This window comes from Paenibacillus sp. VTT E-133291 (assembly GCF_002264395.1).
Lineage (GTDB): Bacteria > Bacillota > Bacilli > Paenibacillales > Paenibacillaceae > Paenibacillus_AQ > Paenibacillus_AQ nitricinens.
On the sequence record NZ_NFVA01000062.1, the window covers coordinates 26,210 to 42,517 of the forward strand.

Sequence of the window (16,308 nt, forward strand, 5' to 3'; positions counted from 1 at the left end):
CCTCCTTGAATATGTTTGTTTTTTCCTTAAAATAGAATTTTTCAATTTAATCTTTAGGTTCCACATGCACCTGTACATTCATAATATTGTGTAGCTTGCTCATTCTCTCTTCAATGGAATCACTAATCCTATGACCTTCCACCACTGTAATATTCGCGTCTACCTCCACTACAACATCCACGTGTACATGGTTCCCGTGCACCCGTGCCTTCACATCTTTAATCCCTTCTACTCCCGGTGTTCGAGCAATCGTACTACGTAGATCCATCAATCTATCTTCATCAAAGCCATCCGTAAGCCGGTAGGTCGAGTCACGAAAAATATCCCATGCCGTCTTAGAGATAATTAGTCCGACAACTACTGCCGCCGCAGAATCAATCCACGGCAGTCCGAACTGCGCACCTACAATCCCAACAGCAGCACCTATACTAACCATAGCATCCGAAAAATTATCTTTCGCCGCTGCCATGAGTGCACTACTATTTATCTGCTTAGCCAGCCTTTTGTTGTATATGTATACTCCCATCATTGCTACTGCACACACTAGGGCCACACCAGCAGACCATAGCTGCGGGGTTTCCTTTGCACGATCGAAAAAGGACCGCACCGCCTCCACAATCACTTGAATACCTACTACCGCCATAATAAATGAAGCCAACAATGCAGCTACTGTCTCTGCCCGAAAATGTCCATAAGCATGGTCAGAGTCAGGCGGCTTCCGCGAAATCTTTAGACCAACCAACACGGCTGCAGATGCTACGATGTCAGTTAAATTATTGACACCGTCCGCGACCAATGCACTAGAGGCGAATAGATAACCGCTAACCAGCTTGAATGTCGATAAAATGAGGTAAGCGGCTATACTAACCCAAGCGCCACGCTCGCCTTTACGTATATCTTCGTAAATATCAACCATTTGGGCTGTCTCCTCGTTTTCTGTTTTGTTAGAAAAGAATTCTTTCAATTATTCTTGCCCTTGTAGCAGCATTTAAAAACAATTAGAATAAAGTGAAGGACTTGCTTCAAAGGAGGTTATCATAATGAGCGAAAACAATGAAAAAGGAAAAATCAATTTAGCTGAAGCTATCCGGCAAAAGCTGGAGCAGAAGAAACAACAATCTTCCTCTAAACCTGGATCAACTTTCCAGGCCGGATCCGCTAAACCCCTAAAAAGTCAGAATAACAAAAAGCCTAGCAACCAACGCCGTCGTACCGGCGGATCCTAGCACTATTTTATAAACATAAAAGGCTGCGTATCCCTCAGGGACAACGCAGCCTTTTATGCGTTCGTCTGCCTTAATGGATGGGCTAGAACTCATCAAATTCATAACTGATTCTCTTTATTGTATAATTAGCCAACTGAAAACATGCGCTTTGGGAAACCTCAAGTGATAAGGCGTCCTGTCTTGCAAGCCCCGCGTATACTCCCCGTAGAATTCTACTTGTTAATCCATGTGTAACCGCAATGACCCGCGGAGTGGAGGACAAGCTATCAAGCCAGTCTGTGACACGCTCCTGAACCGCTTCATAGCTCTCTCCATCTGGTGAACGAAAATACCAATCATACATAGTCGTATCTTCAAGACTATTCGGCCAGCCCTGCTCAATTTCCTTAAGCGTTAACCCTGACCAAGAACCAACGGAAACCTCACTTAACCTAGAATCCGTTTCTACTTTATTGAAATCATAACCTAAGATATCACACAAAATTTGTGTGCTTTGCAGCGCTCTCCCAAGTGGACTTGAAATCACCTTCCATTCGGAGGTTAAATTCGGTCTCCCCATGCCTCATAATAAAAATAGTTCTGTCCACAAGCATCACCTGCCGTTATCTTTTCAAAATAGAAATTATAAAGACAGCTACTCCAATCCTATTAGGATTAGAGTAGCTGCTTAACGGGTTCCTTCCGCATAACGGCGGAAAGTAAATATTATACTTCTACAGGATACATGCGTTGGCGCATTTCCTTAATTTCTGGATTCTCTAAATACTCATCGTATGTCATCGTGCGATCAATTACACCTGTAGGTGTGATCTCAATGATACGGTTAGCAATCGTTTGGATGAACTGATGGTCATGGGAAGTGAAAAGAATAGTCCCGTCGAAATCGATCAGTCCGTTATTCAGTGCCGTAATGGATTCCAAATCCAAGTGATTGGTAGGTTCATCGAATACAAGCACGTTCGCACCGTTCAGCATCATCTTCGCCAGCATACAGCGAACCTTCTCGCCCCCGGACAATACGCTTGCTTTCTTCAGTGCTTCTTCTCCGGCGAACAGCATCCGTCCAAGGAATCCACGTAGGAACGTCTCATCTTGATCTTTAGAATACTGACGCAGCCATTCTACGAGATTCATGTCCACGCCATCGAAATAGCTGGAGTTGTCTTTCGGGAAATAAGCTTGAGTTGTAGTGACTCCCCATGCATATTCACCTGCATCCGCTTCCTGCTCACCCATGATCACATCAAACAGCAGTGATTTAGGCTGGGAGTAAGGACCCACGAAAGCAATCTTATCACCTTTGTTAACTACAAAGCTGATTTCATCAAGAACCTTCTCACCTTCAACCGATTTGGTCAATCCACTGATTGTCAGAAGCTGCTTACCTGCTTCACGTTCAGGTTTGAAGTTGAGGAACGGATATTTACGGTTAGATGGACGAATGTCATCCAACGTAATTTTCTCGAGTTGTTTCTTACGAGAAGTCGCCTGCTTAGACTTGGAAGCATTGGCCGAGAAACGCTGAATAAAGGCTTGCAGTTCCTTGATCTTGTCTTCCTTCTTCTTGTTCGAATCACGCTGCAAAGCTTGAGCAAGCTGACTGGACTCATACCAGAAGTCGTAGTTACCAACGTACATCTGGATTTTGCCAAAATCAATATCCGCAATATGCGTACATACTTTGTTCAAGAAGTGACGGTCATGGGATACGACGATAACAGTACCTTCATAATCCATGAGAAAGTTCTCTAACCAGCCAATCGATTCTAGATCCAAGTGGTTGGTAGGCTCATCGAGCAGGAGGTTATTTGGACGGCCAAACAAGGCTTGTGCCAAGAGTACCCGTACCTTCTCATTGCCGCTCAGTTCGGCCATTTTCTTATCATGCAGTTCACGCATAATACCAAGACCGATCAGCATAGCTGCCGCATCCGGCTCTGCATCCCAGCCATTAAGTTCTGCAAATTCGCCTTCAAGCTCACCGGCACGTAGGCCATCTGCTTCCGTGAAATCTGACTTCGCATAAAGCGCGTCCTTTTCTTTCATGATTTCATAAAGACGAGTGTGACCCATAATTACTGTTTCAAGTACCGGGAATTCATCGTACTCGAAATGATTCTGCTTCAGAACTGCAAGGCGTTCACCTGGTGTTATATGAACATCACCCGTGTTCGCTTCAATCTCCCCAGACAGAATTTTCAGAAAGGTTGATTTACCAGCACCATTGGCACCAATCAAACCATAGCAGTTACCAGGGGTGAATTTTATGTTTACATCTTCGAAGAGAGCGCGTTTTCCGTAGCGGAGTGTTACGCCGCTTGTGCTAATCATTACGCATTACCATCCTTTTCACTTTAGGGTTTCGGCTCATTATAGCATAAAATCAGTGCAAAAATCCCGTGAAATAGGCATTTAAGCTGATCTCTCTCCTGCGAAACTTATTCCAGCTGTTTTACAGCGACAACTTTTAAGGAGGAATTTTTTCAATTATTCCCCAGATGTGCGATTCTCCTTTTGTACGACCAGTGTTTCTCCATAACCGAGTATACGAATTCTTTCCTCCGAAATCGCGTGTTTAACTCGGGCGTTCTCCATGCGATCCAGCGCTTCCCGGGCGGTATCATCAGCAAGTCTGAAGGTACCGTAATGCATCGGAATCATGGTCTCCGCCCCTACATCTAGGAAAGCTTGTATGGCTTCCTCAGGATTTACATGCTGAGAGGTCATGAACCATTCCGGTTCATAGGCCCCAATCGGCATAAGCGCGATATCGATCTTATAACGGTTTCCGATCTCCTTAAAGCCTGGGAAATAACCGCTGTCCCCAGCGAAATAAAGATTTGGAGAAGACTTCTGATTTCCGGAGTCAGCGGGCTCCAAGATGTACCCACCCCAATGAGAAGTATTCGTATCCCATGGCGTTCTCCGCGTCCAGTGCTGAGTAGGAACAAAACTAAGCTTGATCTTACCTAGCTTAATCTCCTGCCACCATTCCATTTCCACACAGTTGTGGAACCCTTTGCGAAGCATTTTACGCTTCAGACCAACAGGAACTACAAGCGTTGTCCCTGCCCGATATAATTTACGGATAGAGGCGATATGCAAATGGTCATAATGAGAGTGCGAAATCAGAATCAGGTCAATCGGTGGCACTTCGCTAAGTGGAATCCCCGGTTGTCCCAGTCTTTTTTCAAAGCCTAGCCTTCTCGCCCAGATGGGATCTGTAATGATATTCATCCCTTCATATTGAAGGAAAAATGTTGAATGCCCAATCCACGTAATGGTATTCTCCAATCGATTCTCAGACAGATAAGATACTTTGGGCGGCGTATTCGGTACAACATAAGAATAGTCCTTCTTCTTGCGACGACGCTCCTCACGCCACTGGCGAAATTCCTTTAATGATTTATCGGTACTTACATTATCGACGTTATGGTAACGAGTTTTAGGCATACAACACCTCTTCTTCAGAAGTTTACCGGGCAATCCTAGCTTTTGCGAATATACTACAACTATATTGAACAGCAGCGTATTTTGCAAAATATACAAATAGCATGATAAAGGTTCGCCCTTTTATTCCTCACAATGGCAGACTTTAGCGAAATAATAGAAGAGTTCTTTTGGTTTCACGCCAGAAATGAGATAATATGTGTATAAAGTATGGCGGTGCATATACCGTTCAAGGGGGAGCTACGTATGAAGATTACTTTTATTGAACCGACTCCAAGTCCAAATACGATGAAGCTACATTTGGACGAAAGTTTAGAACCCGGAATTCGCAAGACCTATACGCCAGAAAGTGAGCGTTCCGCACCTGCTTGGGCACGTGAAATGTTAACGATACCGGGCGTTACTAGCATTTATCATGCCGCTGACTTTGCAGCACTTGAGCGCAAAGGCAACGCCGATTGGGCGGCCATTCTAAGGGAAGTTCAAAGCCGCTTCGGGAGCAACGAAGGATTAACTGGAGATTGGAGTCTGGCTGACGAGAATGCCGGTGCGCATTTTGGGGAAGCGCAAGTCTTCGTCCAATTGTTCCGCGGAATTCCGATGCAAATCCGCGTAAAAACAGGCGCGAATGAAGAGCGCATATCCTTAGCTAACCGCTTTACTAAAGCGGTTATGGATGTGGCTAGCGCCGTAATGATCAAAGAGCGCAAGCTCACCGATTACGGCGTGCGTTATGGCGAGCCCGCGGACATTGCGCGCGAGGTCGAGCAAGAAATCGAGGCAGCGTATCCGCAGGAACGCCTCGACTCCCTCGTGCAGCAAGCTATTGCGCACGGAGCCGAAGGTGAGTTCGTCGAGCAGAGACGAACTCGCACGCAGGATGAGCTGCTGCGAGACCTGAAGCATGAGGATTGGCGCGTGCGCTACGCCGCGCTCGAGGATCTTACGCCGACGGCGGAGCTCCTGCCGGAGCTTAAGGCAGCGCTACACGATCCCAAGCTGCATATTCGCAGGCTTGCTGTCGTGTATCTAGGCGACCTTCGCACACCTGAGGCGATGGAGCTGCTCTATGAGGCGATGGCTGACAGCGCCCCAGCCGTAAGACGTACGGCTGGCGATACGCTATCCGACATCGGCGATCCTGCCGCCACGCCAGTGATGACGGCGGCACTAACAGATAAGAGCAAGCTTGTCCGCTGGCGCGCAGCTCGTTTTCTTTATGAAGTTGGCACATCCGAAGCTCAAGATGCGCTCACACTTGCAGCAGATGATCCAGAGTTCGAGGTTGGCCTTCAGGCCAAGATGGCTTTGGAGCGTATCGCCTCAGGTGAAGCAGCAGCAGGCACCGTATGGCAGCAGATGTCAGAACGCCGTCGTAATTAACACGGAAGTACCTGATTTTGTCATTGCTTTGAGAAGTAAACTTGCTTTATACTAATTCCTGTTGTTTATAAATGAATGAAGTAAAGATAGCCTCGTCATACTAAGATGAGGTAGAGGTCGCGGATATAAAGAGTACGCGTGTGGAGACGTTAGAGCCGTCTATGAATCACGCCGAAAGGAATATCCGCCGAAGCTTGCGCTGTAGCTCTTACAGCGGTGCAGGCTGGGGCCGTTGCCGAAAGGCACGGAACTGTCACATTGTACAGCCTGCGTAAGTAGCAGACTGCAGTGTGTTGCGCTATCTTCACAGGGAGTATGATGCGGAGCTGTATAGATGGAAGCCGCAGACATAGTTTGCGGCTTCTTTGCGTTTACAGAATTTGTATGTTTCGTACATCATCGAAGTATACCTCCCGCCTTGCGGGAGTAAGCAGCTCAGCGCTCCCCGTTCATGAACAGTAAGATTAGATCATAAGGAGTGTCATATTCATGCAGGGCAATCAGCACAACCCAGCGCAAGGCAACATAAATCAGCCTGCGCTTAAAAAATCGTTCAAAGCAAGACATTTGACCATGATCGCACTAGGCGGATCTATTGGGACGGGTCTGTTTCTAGCCAGTGGCGGCGCGATCGCTTCAGCAGGACCTGGTGGAGCCCTTCTGGCTTATACCGCTGTGGGGGTAATGGTTTATTTTCTCATGACTAGTCTTGGAGAGCTCGCCACCTATTTACCGGACTCCGGGTCCTTCAGTACCTACGGCACTCGTTTCGTCAGCCCCGGCTTTGGTTTCGCCATCGGTTGGAACTTCTGGTATAACTGGGCGGTTACGATTGCAGCAGAGCTATCAGCGGCTACCCTCATCATCAAATATTGGTTCCCGGACAGTCCTTCCTTCCTCTGGAGTCTGGTGTTCCTTCTACTGATGTTCGGTCTGAATTTCCTATCTGCTCGTGGCTATGGGGAATCAGAATATTGGTTTGCTATTATCAAAATCATTACCGTTATCGCCTTCCTTATTGTCGGGGTGCTCATGATATTCGGCATTATGGGTGGAAAAGCTGTAGGCTTCAGTAACTTCCAAATGGGGGGCAGTTCCTTCAACGGTGGCTTCTTTGCCTTCGTCGGGGTATTTATGGCAGCCGGATTCTCCTTCCAGGGTACCGAGCTAATCGGCGTTGCTGCGGGTGAGAGCGAGAATCCACGCCGCAACGTCCCCATTGCGATCCGCCAAGTATTCTGGCGTATATTAATCTTTTATATCCTTGCTATATTTGTAATCGGAATGTTGATTCCTTATACGAATCCAGATCTGCTGCGTGGTGGCATCGATGACATCGGAGTCAGTCCGTTTACGATCGTGTTCAATAAAGCCGGGCTTGCCATTGCTGCATCCGTAATGAATGCCGTCATTCTCAGCTCTGTACTGTCGGCAGGGAACTCTGGAATGTATGCTTCCACCCGTGTCCTGTATGCAATGGCTAAGGATGGAATGGCTCCACGCGCACTGGGCAAGCTTAATCGCCGTGGTGTCCCTGTTGGCGCTTTGCTAGTAACTACGGCTGTCGGAATGCTCGCCTTTCTTGCTTCATTCTTTGGTGATGGTGCCGTATATAACTGGCTACTGAACGCCTCTGGGATGTGCGGATTTATTAACTGGCTAGGCATTGCAGTCTGCCACTACCGCTTCAGACGTGCCTTTATAGCACAAGGCCATTCCCTAGATGAACTACCTTACCGGGCCAGATGGTTCCCATTCGGACCTATTTTTGCCTTAGCACTTTGTATTGTAGCTATACTCGGTCAGAATATGGGCGCCTTCACAGGTGGAACGATCGACTGGTATGGTATCGCCGTTTCTTATATCAGCTTACCGCTGTTTCTCTTAATCTGGGTCGGCTATCGCTGGTTCCGAAAGAGCAGTATTATTCCTTTGGATAAATGCGATCTTAGTACTCACCCAGAATAAAATGACTTGAAAAAGTGGCTGTTTTGAGCAATCTGAGTAGTAAAACATTGTTAGAATGCAAATGAAGGAGCCTAGCAGTCTCTCAACGCTTAGCTCCTTCATTTTTGGCGTTCACTGCAGCTAAGCTATGTGAAAGTAATTAGGGAAAATCGCCCTAAAGATAGATAGAAAGCTCTTAAATTGAATGGAATTAGGGGATTTCTCCCTAATAATTGGGTTGAGTTCTATATTTACCAACAAATCAGGTGAATTTCAGGGAGATTTTCCCTAATTGTTAATCAGCGCTTCAGATTATAGGCATCATTGAAGTAATACACAAAGAGATTCGCGAATAAGAACCCGTAAAAAAAACAAAAAGGGATCTCCCGCAGCCATTCAGGCTTATGGGATGTCCCTTTCTTATATCCTTCTATTCCCAAGTCACAAACACTTTGAGGTCGCCCGTATTGTCAAAAGCAGAACTGGAGTAAGATACATCCTCTAGTCCAAGCTTATATAGCTCCTGCAGGTCATTCTTAAGCTGTGCTCCACTCCCATGATAGCGGAATAATATAGACACCTCACCGGAGGCCATTGCCTTATTCGCTAGCCGAGTCAGATCTCCTACCGAACGTACAATTAGCTCCTCGGCATATAGCTCATAATTGAGATCCTTCTGAAGCTTTTTATACACAGCTGCACTCTGTCCTCCACGCTCCACAAGTGCAGACAAGGTCTTATGATAACCTACCGACGCGGCCGGATAGGATTTCGTCCAGCTATGATCCTGACGCATCTGTGCATCTGTCCTCATGTAGTACGCCGTACTAATAACGCCAGCCTTATCCGGTGTCGGGTCATCCCAAGTCGTGTCGAGATGATACCACCGTCCATCTAATAACACTAGATTCCAGGCATGCAACTGACTACGTCCTCCCGGCTGCTTTGCTGTACCCTCCACGATTTTATTCGTGAATCCAGCTTCCTTTAACAGCTTATAGGTCAACAGCGAATACCCTTGGCAAACGGCGCTGCCACTCTTCAATCCTTCATAAGCCGTATATTTACGATACGAAGTATCATATTTCAGATGAAGCACAACCCAATCATGGATCGCCTTCACCTTCTGATGATTGTTCATGCCCGGCGTTATGATCTTCTTCAGCGCAGCCTTCACTTCTTTGTTCACAAAAGCCGTCTGCTCCAGCGTCTCCAAATATTTCACTTCCACCGTAACTTTTACAGAGCTTGCGCTTCCTCGATAAGTATATCCGTAGCTGTCTATAATGTAATACAAATAAGGATCACTAGCCATCGCTTGATCCAGGGCCGCTTGTATTTTCGTTTTCAAATTTGAACCTTTGCTCTCATAAGTAAAAGTAATGGTCTCCCTTCGGTTGTTCATTGCACCCGTTAGCTTCTGCGCTACTTCATTTACAGAACGAAGGGTGGGTGAACTCGAAGCCGCATAAGCATGACCCCAGCCCCAATAAATCATCGGTGGAATAGCAGCGAATATAATCACTCCTCCCAGAATGATCTTTACTAATGTAAAGCGTTTTTTCCACATATATATTCCGTTCCTCCGGCTCCTATAGTCTTATAACGAACCCTACCATTTAATAGATAATGAGCGTTTAGGCAAAAAAAGACTGCTCCCTGTAGAATAATTCTACTCTGAGAACAGCCTATATGCTAGAACGATGTGTTTTATTCGCTTTGTGGTGTAATGATATAGGTCTCTCCTATTACGGTTTCAAATTCCATCTCTAGACCTATTCGTGAACCATCAGAACTTTGAATGAGCAAAGGCTGGTGACTATAAATTCTGCAGATTTGACCATGAGTCGAGGTCAGCTCCGCCTTCATTAAGCGTCCTTCACGCCATTCTATATTTGTGATAAAGCCGCCACGTGCTACTAAGCCTTTCACACTACCTTCAGACCATTCTTCTGGAAGAGCCGGTAATAATTCAAGCCCTTCCTGATGACTCTGCAAGAGCATTTCAGCAATTCCGGCCGTAGTTCCGAAGTTACCGTCAATCTGAAATGGAGGGTGATTACCGAATAAATTCGGCAGACTTGAATCTTGCAAAATACGACGTAAACAGCTATACGCACTCCCTCCATCCTTCAAACGTGCATATAGATTAAGCAGCCAGGCTGCACTCCAGCCCGTGTGTCCACCCCCGCCTTCCAAGCGCTTCTTAAGCGTTAACGCTGCTGCCTCCGCTAGCTCTGGTGTGGAGGAAGGACTAATTACATTTCCGGGATATAAATCATACAAATGAGAGACATGGCGGTGCCCAGGCTCTTGTTCAGCAAAATCCTCACTCCATTCACGAATACGTCCGTCCGGTGCAATCCCAGGATGAGCGAGTCGTTCCTGTTTCTGACTCAGCTCCTGCCTCAGCTGGGCATCGGTATTCAAAATCTCAGCAGCCCGAATGCAATGCTTGAACAGCTCATCGATCAGCGATAAATCCATAGCTGAGCCAGCTGAAACACTGCATGGCTTGCCATCAGCAGTCAAGAATACATTCTCCGGTGACGTAGACAGACCCGTTGTCCATCTTCCATCAGGCAGCTCTACCAGCCAATCCAGACAAAATAATGCGGCTCCCTTTAACAAAGGAAAAGCTGTGTTGCGCAAATATTCCTCGTCTGGACGGAAAGCGTAACGTTCCCATAAATGGCGAGAGAGCCAAACGCCTCCCATTGGCCAAAATGCCCACATCGCCTTGCCGTCTGACGGAGATGTCATACGCCACAAATCTGTATTATGATGCACCGTCCAGCCACGTGCGCCATAATGAATATTTGCTGTACGACTGCCAGCCACACTAAGTTCAGTAATAAAATCGATTAAAGGTTCATCGCATTCACCCAACCCGCATAACTCGGCTGGCCAATAATTCATTTCAGTGTTTATATTGGTCGTATAATTACTGTTCCATGGCGGCTGGAGATAGGGATTCCAGATCCCTTGCAGATTCAGAGCTTGTGTACCCGGCCGTGAGCCAGCAATCATCAGGTACCGGCCATACTGGAACAGCAGCGCTTCTAGCGCAGAATCTGCCTGCCCCTCCTGGTACCGTTTTAGTCGCTTATCCGTGGGAAGCTCTATCCGGGAGGACGAAGATGCAAGCGTCAACTCCACGCGGCGGAACAAGGACTGATGATCCTCTAGATGGCGCTGCTTCAGTTTCGCATATCCAGTAGAAGATAAAGCCAATTGCTCTAGGCACAACTCCGAAGGTAGCTTACCGCCGCTTCCTGGCATCCGGTCATACCCGGCAAAATCGGTTGCTGCAGCTAGACGGATCGTAATGGAGCGCGCACCTGAAACCGACAATATACCGTTCTCAGCTCTACAATTACCGCCATCTGTACGGATCTCCATTGCAGCGGCAAAACTTATGCCGAGACCCTCTTCGTATAATACAGCACGCGGATGATCTCCTACATAATTATCAGCAACATGCGACGGGGCACGACCGGTCATTATCAGCATACCGTCAGGAGTAATCTCTGTTCGAGAAGGATGCGGCGAAGTCAGAGCCACCGAGAAATCCGGTAGAATGCCCACACCCTTTCTCCCCTCTGCATGGATATGAATGACTATAAGTTCATCTGGTCTGCTGGCCAAAACTTCGCGCACAATCCTTACATCCCCAGCAGTATAGGATACCGTAGCAAGCGCTTGATTCAAATCAAGCTCTCTCTGATAATCCTCTATAGGACTACCAAGATTGAACTTCATTCGCAAGTCTCCGAGCGGTTGATAGGATTCAGTCCGTCTGCCTAACATCTTGGAATCTACCAGTGCTTCCGCTTTCTTGTATTCCCCCTCTGCCACTAAATGTTTGGCCGGAGCCAAATGACGCAGCGCCTCATAATTAGCTGTATCCCGTGGAAAGCCCGACCATAAGGTGTCTTCATTTAGTTGAATCAGTTCTTCTTCCGTTCCGCCAAAGACCATGCCGCCCAGACGGCCGTTACCGACTGGCATTGCCTCTTCCCATACAGCCGCCGGCTGCTTATACCAGAGATCATGCCGCCCAGTGTTCTTACCTTCTCCCACGTATATTCCTCCTATCCTGTAATTACAGATGAAAAGAAATCGGCGGGAAGCCCGGACTTTCGTTCGGACTTCCCGCCATCTTCATGCTTTTATTTTATTAGCCGCGATTCAGTAATTACTCATTCCAAAGTTTCACGCGTTGTTTAACCAGCTCTTCACGTAAATCTTCAGCTTTCGTCACGTCAGCTTTATCCAGTTCAGCCATATAAGCATCCCAAACTTTGTCGAAATCAGCTGGTTTGGACAAGATGGCTTCAGGAATCCGTTTCCAACTGATATCCTTCAGCTTGTTGTCGAGAACGACAATTTCACTATCCCCAGGAATCGTGATGTTCCATGCCGCGCCCCAAGGTTTAACTTTGAATTCATCTTCATTTGGGAAGAGGTCTTTCCAAGTTGTTGCTTTATAAGCAGCAAGTGTTTCTTTTTCAACTGCATTGTAGCCTACAGTTACTTGCTCAGGGAAACGAGTTGTATAGTAATTTCCAGTTGGGTCCAATACGCCGTCACCATAGTGAGCGCTAAGCAGAGCATAGTTTGATCCGACATTGCCAAGTCCTGTTTCTTTTTGGAAATTGGTAGTGTCATTATATTTGCGGTTGTTCACATCTTCAGGAATGACACGTTTGCCGTCAACTACGTTATAATGCTTACCTTCAATACCCCAGTTAACCAATACTTGACCTTCATCGGAAGCTAAGTAGTCCAAGAATTTAATGGCACGTACTGGATCTTTAGCATCTACACTGATCCCAATACCGTTACCACCCATAAAGCCTGTAGGCCAGAAGGAAGTTTCTTTGTACTCTTCAGACAGGGTTACTGGATAGTGCCCGTATCCTTGATCTAGCTTACCTTCAGCTTTCAATGCTCTTTCTCCATCGCCATAACCCCAGTCTTGGTCAATCAAACCAATAACACGGCCGGTAGCGATTTTAGCTTTGTACTGATCATACTTTTGAACGAAGCTTTCCGGGTCAAGCAATCCGATATCATTCATATGGTTGAGCCAGCGGAAATATTCTTTCTCAGCAGGACGACGGAAGTGATAAGTTACCTCTTGTGTGTCGATATCGATTGCATATTCACCATCATCAGGAGAGCCTGTAGTAGTGAATGCTGGGTTAGTTACTGTAATGTACATGTACCAATCATCTGCATTTAGGGTCAGACCGATGTTTTTGTTACCATTTTCATCGGTGGGATGTTTTTCCAGGTAAGCCTTGATTACGTTCTCATAATCTTGGACCGTTTTAATTACAGGATATCCCGCTTCTTTAACAGCACGATGCTGTAGTTCAAATCCGCCACCAGCATCAAAGTATTTGTTATCCACACCTGCATACGTAGGAATAGCATAAATCGCGTGGTCATCATCACTGTAGCGTGAGCGTTTCATGCCTTCTTCGCCTAATACTTTTTTGATGTTCGGAGCATATTTTTCAATCAGATCTGTCAGATCAAGCATTGCGCCTGCATCCACCAGCTTGCTTACGTCGGTCTTGGCACTGATCAGATCCGGATAATCACCGCTCGCTGCGATCAACGCTACTTTTTGAGCAGGGTCACCAACCGCGTATTCAGCATTCAAGGTAACTCCTGTTTTTTCTGTAATCACTTTACCAACTTCGTCTTGCATGCCTGTCCAGTTCGGGTTAGGGTCAGCACTGAAGAAAGTCATCGTGAGCGGAGAAGTATCCTCAACCGCATTGGCCGAATTAGCCGCATTACCCTTATTTGTTGCATTTTTAGCTGCATCTCCAGCTGCGTTATTGCCGTTATTTCCACCACAACCTGCGAGCATGCCGAGCATCATAATAGAAGTGAGTGTAAGTGCAGTTGCTTTAGCTTTTATTTTTCTATTATTCCCCATTACATAAACCCTCCTTAAAATTGTTTATCTATCGTATCACAGATAAATCCTGTTAATACTTATCCCAAAACTTCCCACAGAAAAAGAAAACGGATACAAAACACAATTAAAGTGCAGGGGAGACTAAGCTCCCCTGTAGCTGTGATTAGCTCTTCACAGCGCCAAGTGTCATACCTTGAACAAAGTACTTCTGAATGAACGGATACACCAACAAAATTGGTACGGTTACGACAATCGTAATCGCCATCTTGATAGACTCTGGCGAGACCTGATTCGAAGCTAGAGAAGCAATGTTGGAGCGGTAATCGCCACCATTACCACTGGTTGTACTCTGCAGAACCTTCATCAGTTCATATTGCAATGTCGTCAGTTGAGGGCTTGAACCATTATACAAATACGTATCAAACCATGCATTCCATTGACCTACCGCCAGGAACAGCGCGATTGTTGCTAGAGCCGGCTTCATCAGCGGCAGGATGACACGCCAGTAAATGGTAAAATCATTCGCTCCATCCAGTTTCGCCGATTCCTGCAGTGCATACGGCAGACCGTCAATAAAGGAGCGGATAACGAAGACATTAAAAGCACTAACTAATCCAGGCAATACGTAGACTGCAAAGCTGTTCATCATGTGCAGATCCTTGATCAGCATGTATATTGGAATCATCCCTCCAGAGATATACATGGTCATCGCCAAGAATGTGGAGACGAACTTGCGGCCTGCAAAGTCAGGACGACTGATCGTAAATGCTAGCATCGAGGCACTGATCAGTCCGAACAAAGTACCGATGACTGTCCGCAAAGCGGATATTTTGAACCCGGTCATCAGCCCTGCGAAACTGAAGATTTTCAAGTAATTGTCCCAGGTAAATTCCCGGGGATAAATGGTGATACCGCCGCGCACACTATCCACTGAATCATTCAGCGAGATCGCAAGCACATTCAGAAACGGATAGATCGTGATTACAACCACGAACAGTACTACGAAGTACACTATGAAGTCAAAGATCCGGTCTGACCACGACTTTCCGGTAATAGCTGTGTTCCCCACTGTAACGCTCTCCTTTCATGAAAAGGGCAATATTGCAGCCACGATTGGTAGAAGGTCTTCTGTGTTACAGAAGGCTCTCTTTAGTTGTACGCTTGAAGATTCCATTAATCGTAAACAGCAGGATTACACTGATCACTGAGTTGAATATATTGATCGCGGTACCGTAGGAATATCTCGCCATGCCTAGTCCGTATTTCAGAGAGTACAGATCCAGCACCTGAGAATAATCGGTAACGAGGTTGTTTCCAAGCAAGAATTGCTTCTCAAAGCCGATATTCAGCAAATTACCAATCGACATAATGAGTAGCACTGTAATAGTCGGCCGGATACCTGGAAGGGTAATATGCCATACTTGGCGAAGCCTGCTGGCTCCGTCTACCCGGGCCGCTTCGTACAGTTCAGGTCCGATACCCGAGATAGCTGCAAGGTAGATAATCGCATTCCACCCGGTTTCTTTCCACACATCTGATAAAGTAACGATTCCCCAGAAGAGATGGCCCTGAGCCATGAACTGAATAGGTGAGTCTATAAATCCAATTGTTAACAAGAGATCGTTTACAAGACCATTTTCACTAGATAACATTTTAGTTACAATCCCCGCTGCAACCACCCAAGATACAAAGTGGGGCAAATACGAGACCGTCTGAGCAAATCGTTTAAAAAATCCGAGGCGAACTTCGTTTAGCAATATTGCAAACGTTATCGGAAAGATAAAGCCTGCGATGAGACCCATTCCACTCATCGCCAGCGTATTACGCAGCGCCAGAAGGAATTGCGAGTCACTGAACAGTGTCTTAAAGTGTTCAAAACCTACCCATTCTTGTTCAAAAAAGCCACGTGCGGGCTTGTACTTTTGAAAAGCCATCGTCCAGCCCCATAAGGGGAGATAACTGAAAACGAATGCCCAGATGACAAAAGGTATCGACATCATCCACAAATACTTTTGATTCTTAAAGCTTCTCCAAAACCGTCCTCCTGAAGCAGGCTTTTTGTTGCGCATTCGGGTGTCCGGCGGGATTTGAGCAGTTACTGTGTCCGCTTTCATAAAGCCCCTCCTCTCTATGTCATAATTCTAAAACTTTGTAAGCGATTGCAGTACCCTATAAATTCGACTTAAAATCAGGTGAAAATTAGAGATTTTTGTCCGGGGTGAATTCTCATTTCGGCTCATCGACACAGGGGGGCTAATGCTGCTGGCGTCTGCATTATTCTTTGGATTGGACTTCTGGAAACACTCACCTGGATGTAAGTCGCTACGCGGAATATTTGGACTTCCGATCGCTGTTATCCTCAGA

At 46.4% G+C, this 16,308-nt stretch carries 12 protein-coding genes and 1 riboswitch; of the genes, 3 read left to right on the forward strand and 9 right to left on the reverse strand.

Annotation, left to right across the window (positions count from 1 at the left end):
- Positions 1-46 precede the first annotated feature (46 nt).
- Entirely contained in the window at positions 47-916 is an 870-nt protein-coding gene (locus tag CA598_RS21695) for a cation diffusion facilitator family transporter (RefSeq protein ID WP_042191865.1), read from the reverse strand.
- Between the two features lie 124 nt (positions 917-1,040).
- Here CA598_RS21695 and CA598_RS21700 point away from each other — a divergent pair, with 124 nt between their 5' ends.
- On the forward strand, positions 1,041-1,226 hold the full coding sequence (locus CA598_RS21700; protein WP_094872449.1) for a hypothetical protein: 186 nt from the start codon (positions 1,041-1,043) through the stop codon (positions 1,224-1,226).
- Between the two features lie 82 nt (positions 1,227-1,308).
- On the opposite strand, the gene CA598_RS21705 is transcribed toward CA598_RS21700, so the two are convergent.
- The 3 genes from CA598_RS21705 to CA598_RS21715 form a co-directional block, all read right to left on the reverse strand.
- A complete protein-coding gene (locus CA598_RS21705; protein WP_256990585.1) occupies positions 1,309-1,785 on the reverse strand; it encodes a histidine phosphatase family protein in 477 nt (158 codons plus the stop codon).
- A 146-nt stretch (positions 1,786-1,931) separates the two neighbouring features.
- Positions 1,932-3,557, reverse strand: coding sequence for an ABC-F family ATP-binding cassette domain-containing protein (locus CA598_RS21710; protein WP_094872450.1), 1,626 nt, complete (start codon positions 3,555-3,557; stop codon positions 1,932-1,934).
- Positions 3,558-3,713: 156 nt separating this feature from the next.
- On the reverse strand, positions 3,714-4,679 hold the full coding sequence (locus CA598_RS21715; protein ID WP_094877866.1) for an MBL fold metallo-hydrolase: 966 nt from the start codon (positions 4,677-4,679) through the stop codon (positions 3,714-3,716).
- A 243-nt stretch (positions 4,680-4,922) separates the two neighbouring features.
- Between CA598_RS21715 and CA598_RS21720 the strand changes: the two genes are divergently transcribed.
- Positions 4,923-6,059 (forward strand): virulence factor, encoded by a 1,137-nt coding sequence (locus tag CA598_RS21720; protein ID WP_094877867.1) that lies wholly within the window; start codon positions 4,923-4,925, stop codon positions 6,057-6,059.
- A gap of 103 nt (positions 6,060-6,162) precedes the next feature.
- A riboswitch (Lysine riboswitch) is annotated at positions 6,163-6,368 on the forward strand.
- Between the two features lie 180 nt (positions 6,369-6,548).
- Complete coding sequence (locus tag CA598_RS21725) at positions 6,549-8,027, forward strand: amino acid permease (RefSeq protein ID WP_094877868.1); 1,479 nt, start codon at positions 6,549-6,551, stop codon at positions 8,025-8,027.
- Between the two features lie 409 nt (positions 8,028-8,436).
- On the opposite strand, the gene CA598_RS21730 is transcribed toward CA598_RS21725, so the two are convergent.
- The 5 genes from CA598_RS21730 to CA598_RS21750 all read right to left on the reverse strand — a co-directional run bounded on the left by CA598_RS21730 (position 8,437) and on the right by CA598_RS21750 (position 16,013).
- Positions 8,437-9,576 carry a transglutaminase domain-containing protein gene (locus CA598_RS21730; RefSeq protein WP_094877869.1) on the reverse strand — a complete coding sequence of 380 codons (1,140 nt, stop codon included), beginning with the start codon at positions 9,574-9,576 and terminating at the stop codon, positions 8,437-8,439.
- 140 nt (positions 9,577-9,716) lie between these two features.
- Positions 9,717-12,089: a glycoside hydrolase family 95 protein gene (locus CA598_RS21735; protein WP_256990586.1), complete on the reverse strand. Its 2,373-nt coding sequence runs from the start codon at positions 12,087-12,089 to the stop codon at positions 9,717-9,719.
- Between the two features lie 115 nt (positions 12,090-12,204).
- Positions 12,205-13,962 (reverse strand): ABC transporter substrate-binding protein, encoded by a 1,758-nt coding sequence (locus tag CA598_RS21740; protein WP_094872456.1) that lies wholly within the window; start codon positions 13,960-13,962, stop codon positions 12,205-12,207.
- 145 nt (positions 13,963-14,107) lie between these two features.
- On the reverse strand, positions 14,108-15,013 hold the full coding sequence (locus CA598_RS21745; RefSeq protein ID WP_094872458.1) for a carbohydrate ABC transporter permease: 906 nt from the start codon (positions 15,011-15,013) through the stop codon (positions 14,108-14,110).
- Between the two features lie 64 nt (positions 15,014-15,077).
- Positions 15,078-16,013, reverse strand: coding sequence for an ABC transporter permease (locus tag CA598_RS21750; RefSeq protein WP_256989940.1), 936 nt, complete (start codon positions 16,011-16,013; stop codon positions 15,078-15,080).
- Between the last annotated feature and the right edge of the window lie 295 nt (positions 16,014-16,308).

Coding starts and splice junctions, on each gene's coding strand:
- CA598_RS21720 (WP_094877867.1), top strand. CDS start 4,923: ATGAAGATTACTTTTATTGAACCGACTCCAAGTCCAAATACGATGAAG.
- CA598_RS21740 (WP_094872456.1), bottom strand. CDS start 13,962: ATGGGGAATAATAGAAAAATAAAAGCTAAAGCAACTGCACTTACACTC.
- CA598_RS21715 (WP_094877866.1), bottom strand. CDS start 4,679: ATGCCTAAAACTCGTTACCATAACGTCGATAATGTAAGTACCGATAAA.
- CA598_RS21705 (WP_256990585.1), bottom strand. CDS start 1,785: ATGGGGAGACCGAATTTAACCTCCGAATGGAAGGTGATTTCAAGTCCA.
- CA598_RS21695 (WP_042191865.1), bottom strand. CDS start 916: ATGGTTGATATTTACGAAGATATACGTAAAGGCGAGCGTGGCGCTTGG.
- CA598_RS21725 (WP_094877868.1), top strand. CDS start 6,549: ATGCAGGGCAATCAGCACAACCCAGCGCAAGGCAACATAAATCAGCCT.
- CA598_RS21700 (WP_094872449.1), top strand. CDS start 1,041: ATGAGCGAAAACAATGAAAAAGGAAAAATCAATTTAGCTGAAGCTATC.
- CA598_RS21730 (WP_094877869.1), bottom strand. CDS start 9,576: ATGTGGAAAAAACGCTTTACATTAGTAAAGATCATTCTGGGAGGAGTG.
- CA598_RS21750 (WP_256989940.1), bottom strand. CDS start 16,013: ATGCGCAACAAAAAGCCTGCTTCAGGAGGACGGTTTTGGAGAAGCTTT.
- CA598_RS21710 (WP_094872450.1), bottom strand. CDS start 3,557: ATGATTAGCACAAGCGGCGTAACACTCCGCTACGGAAAACGCGCTCTC.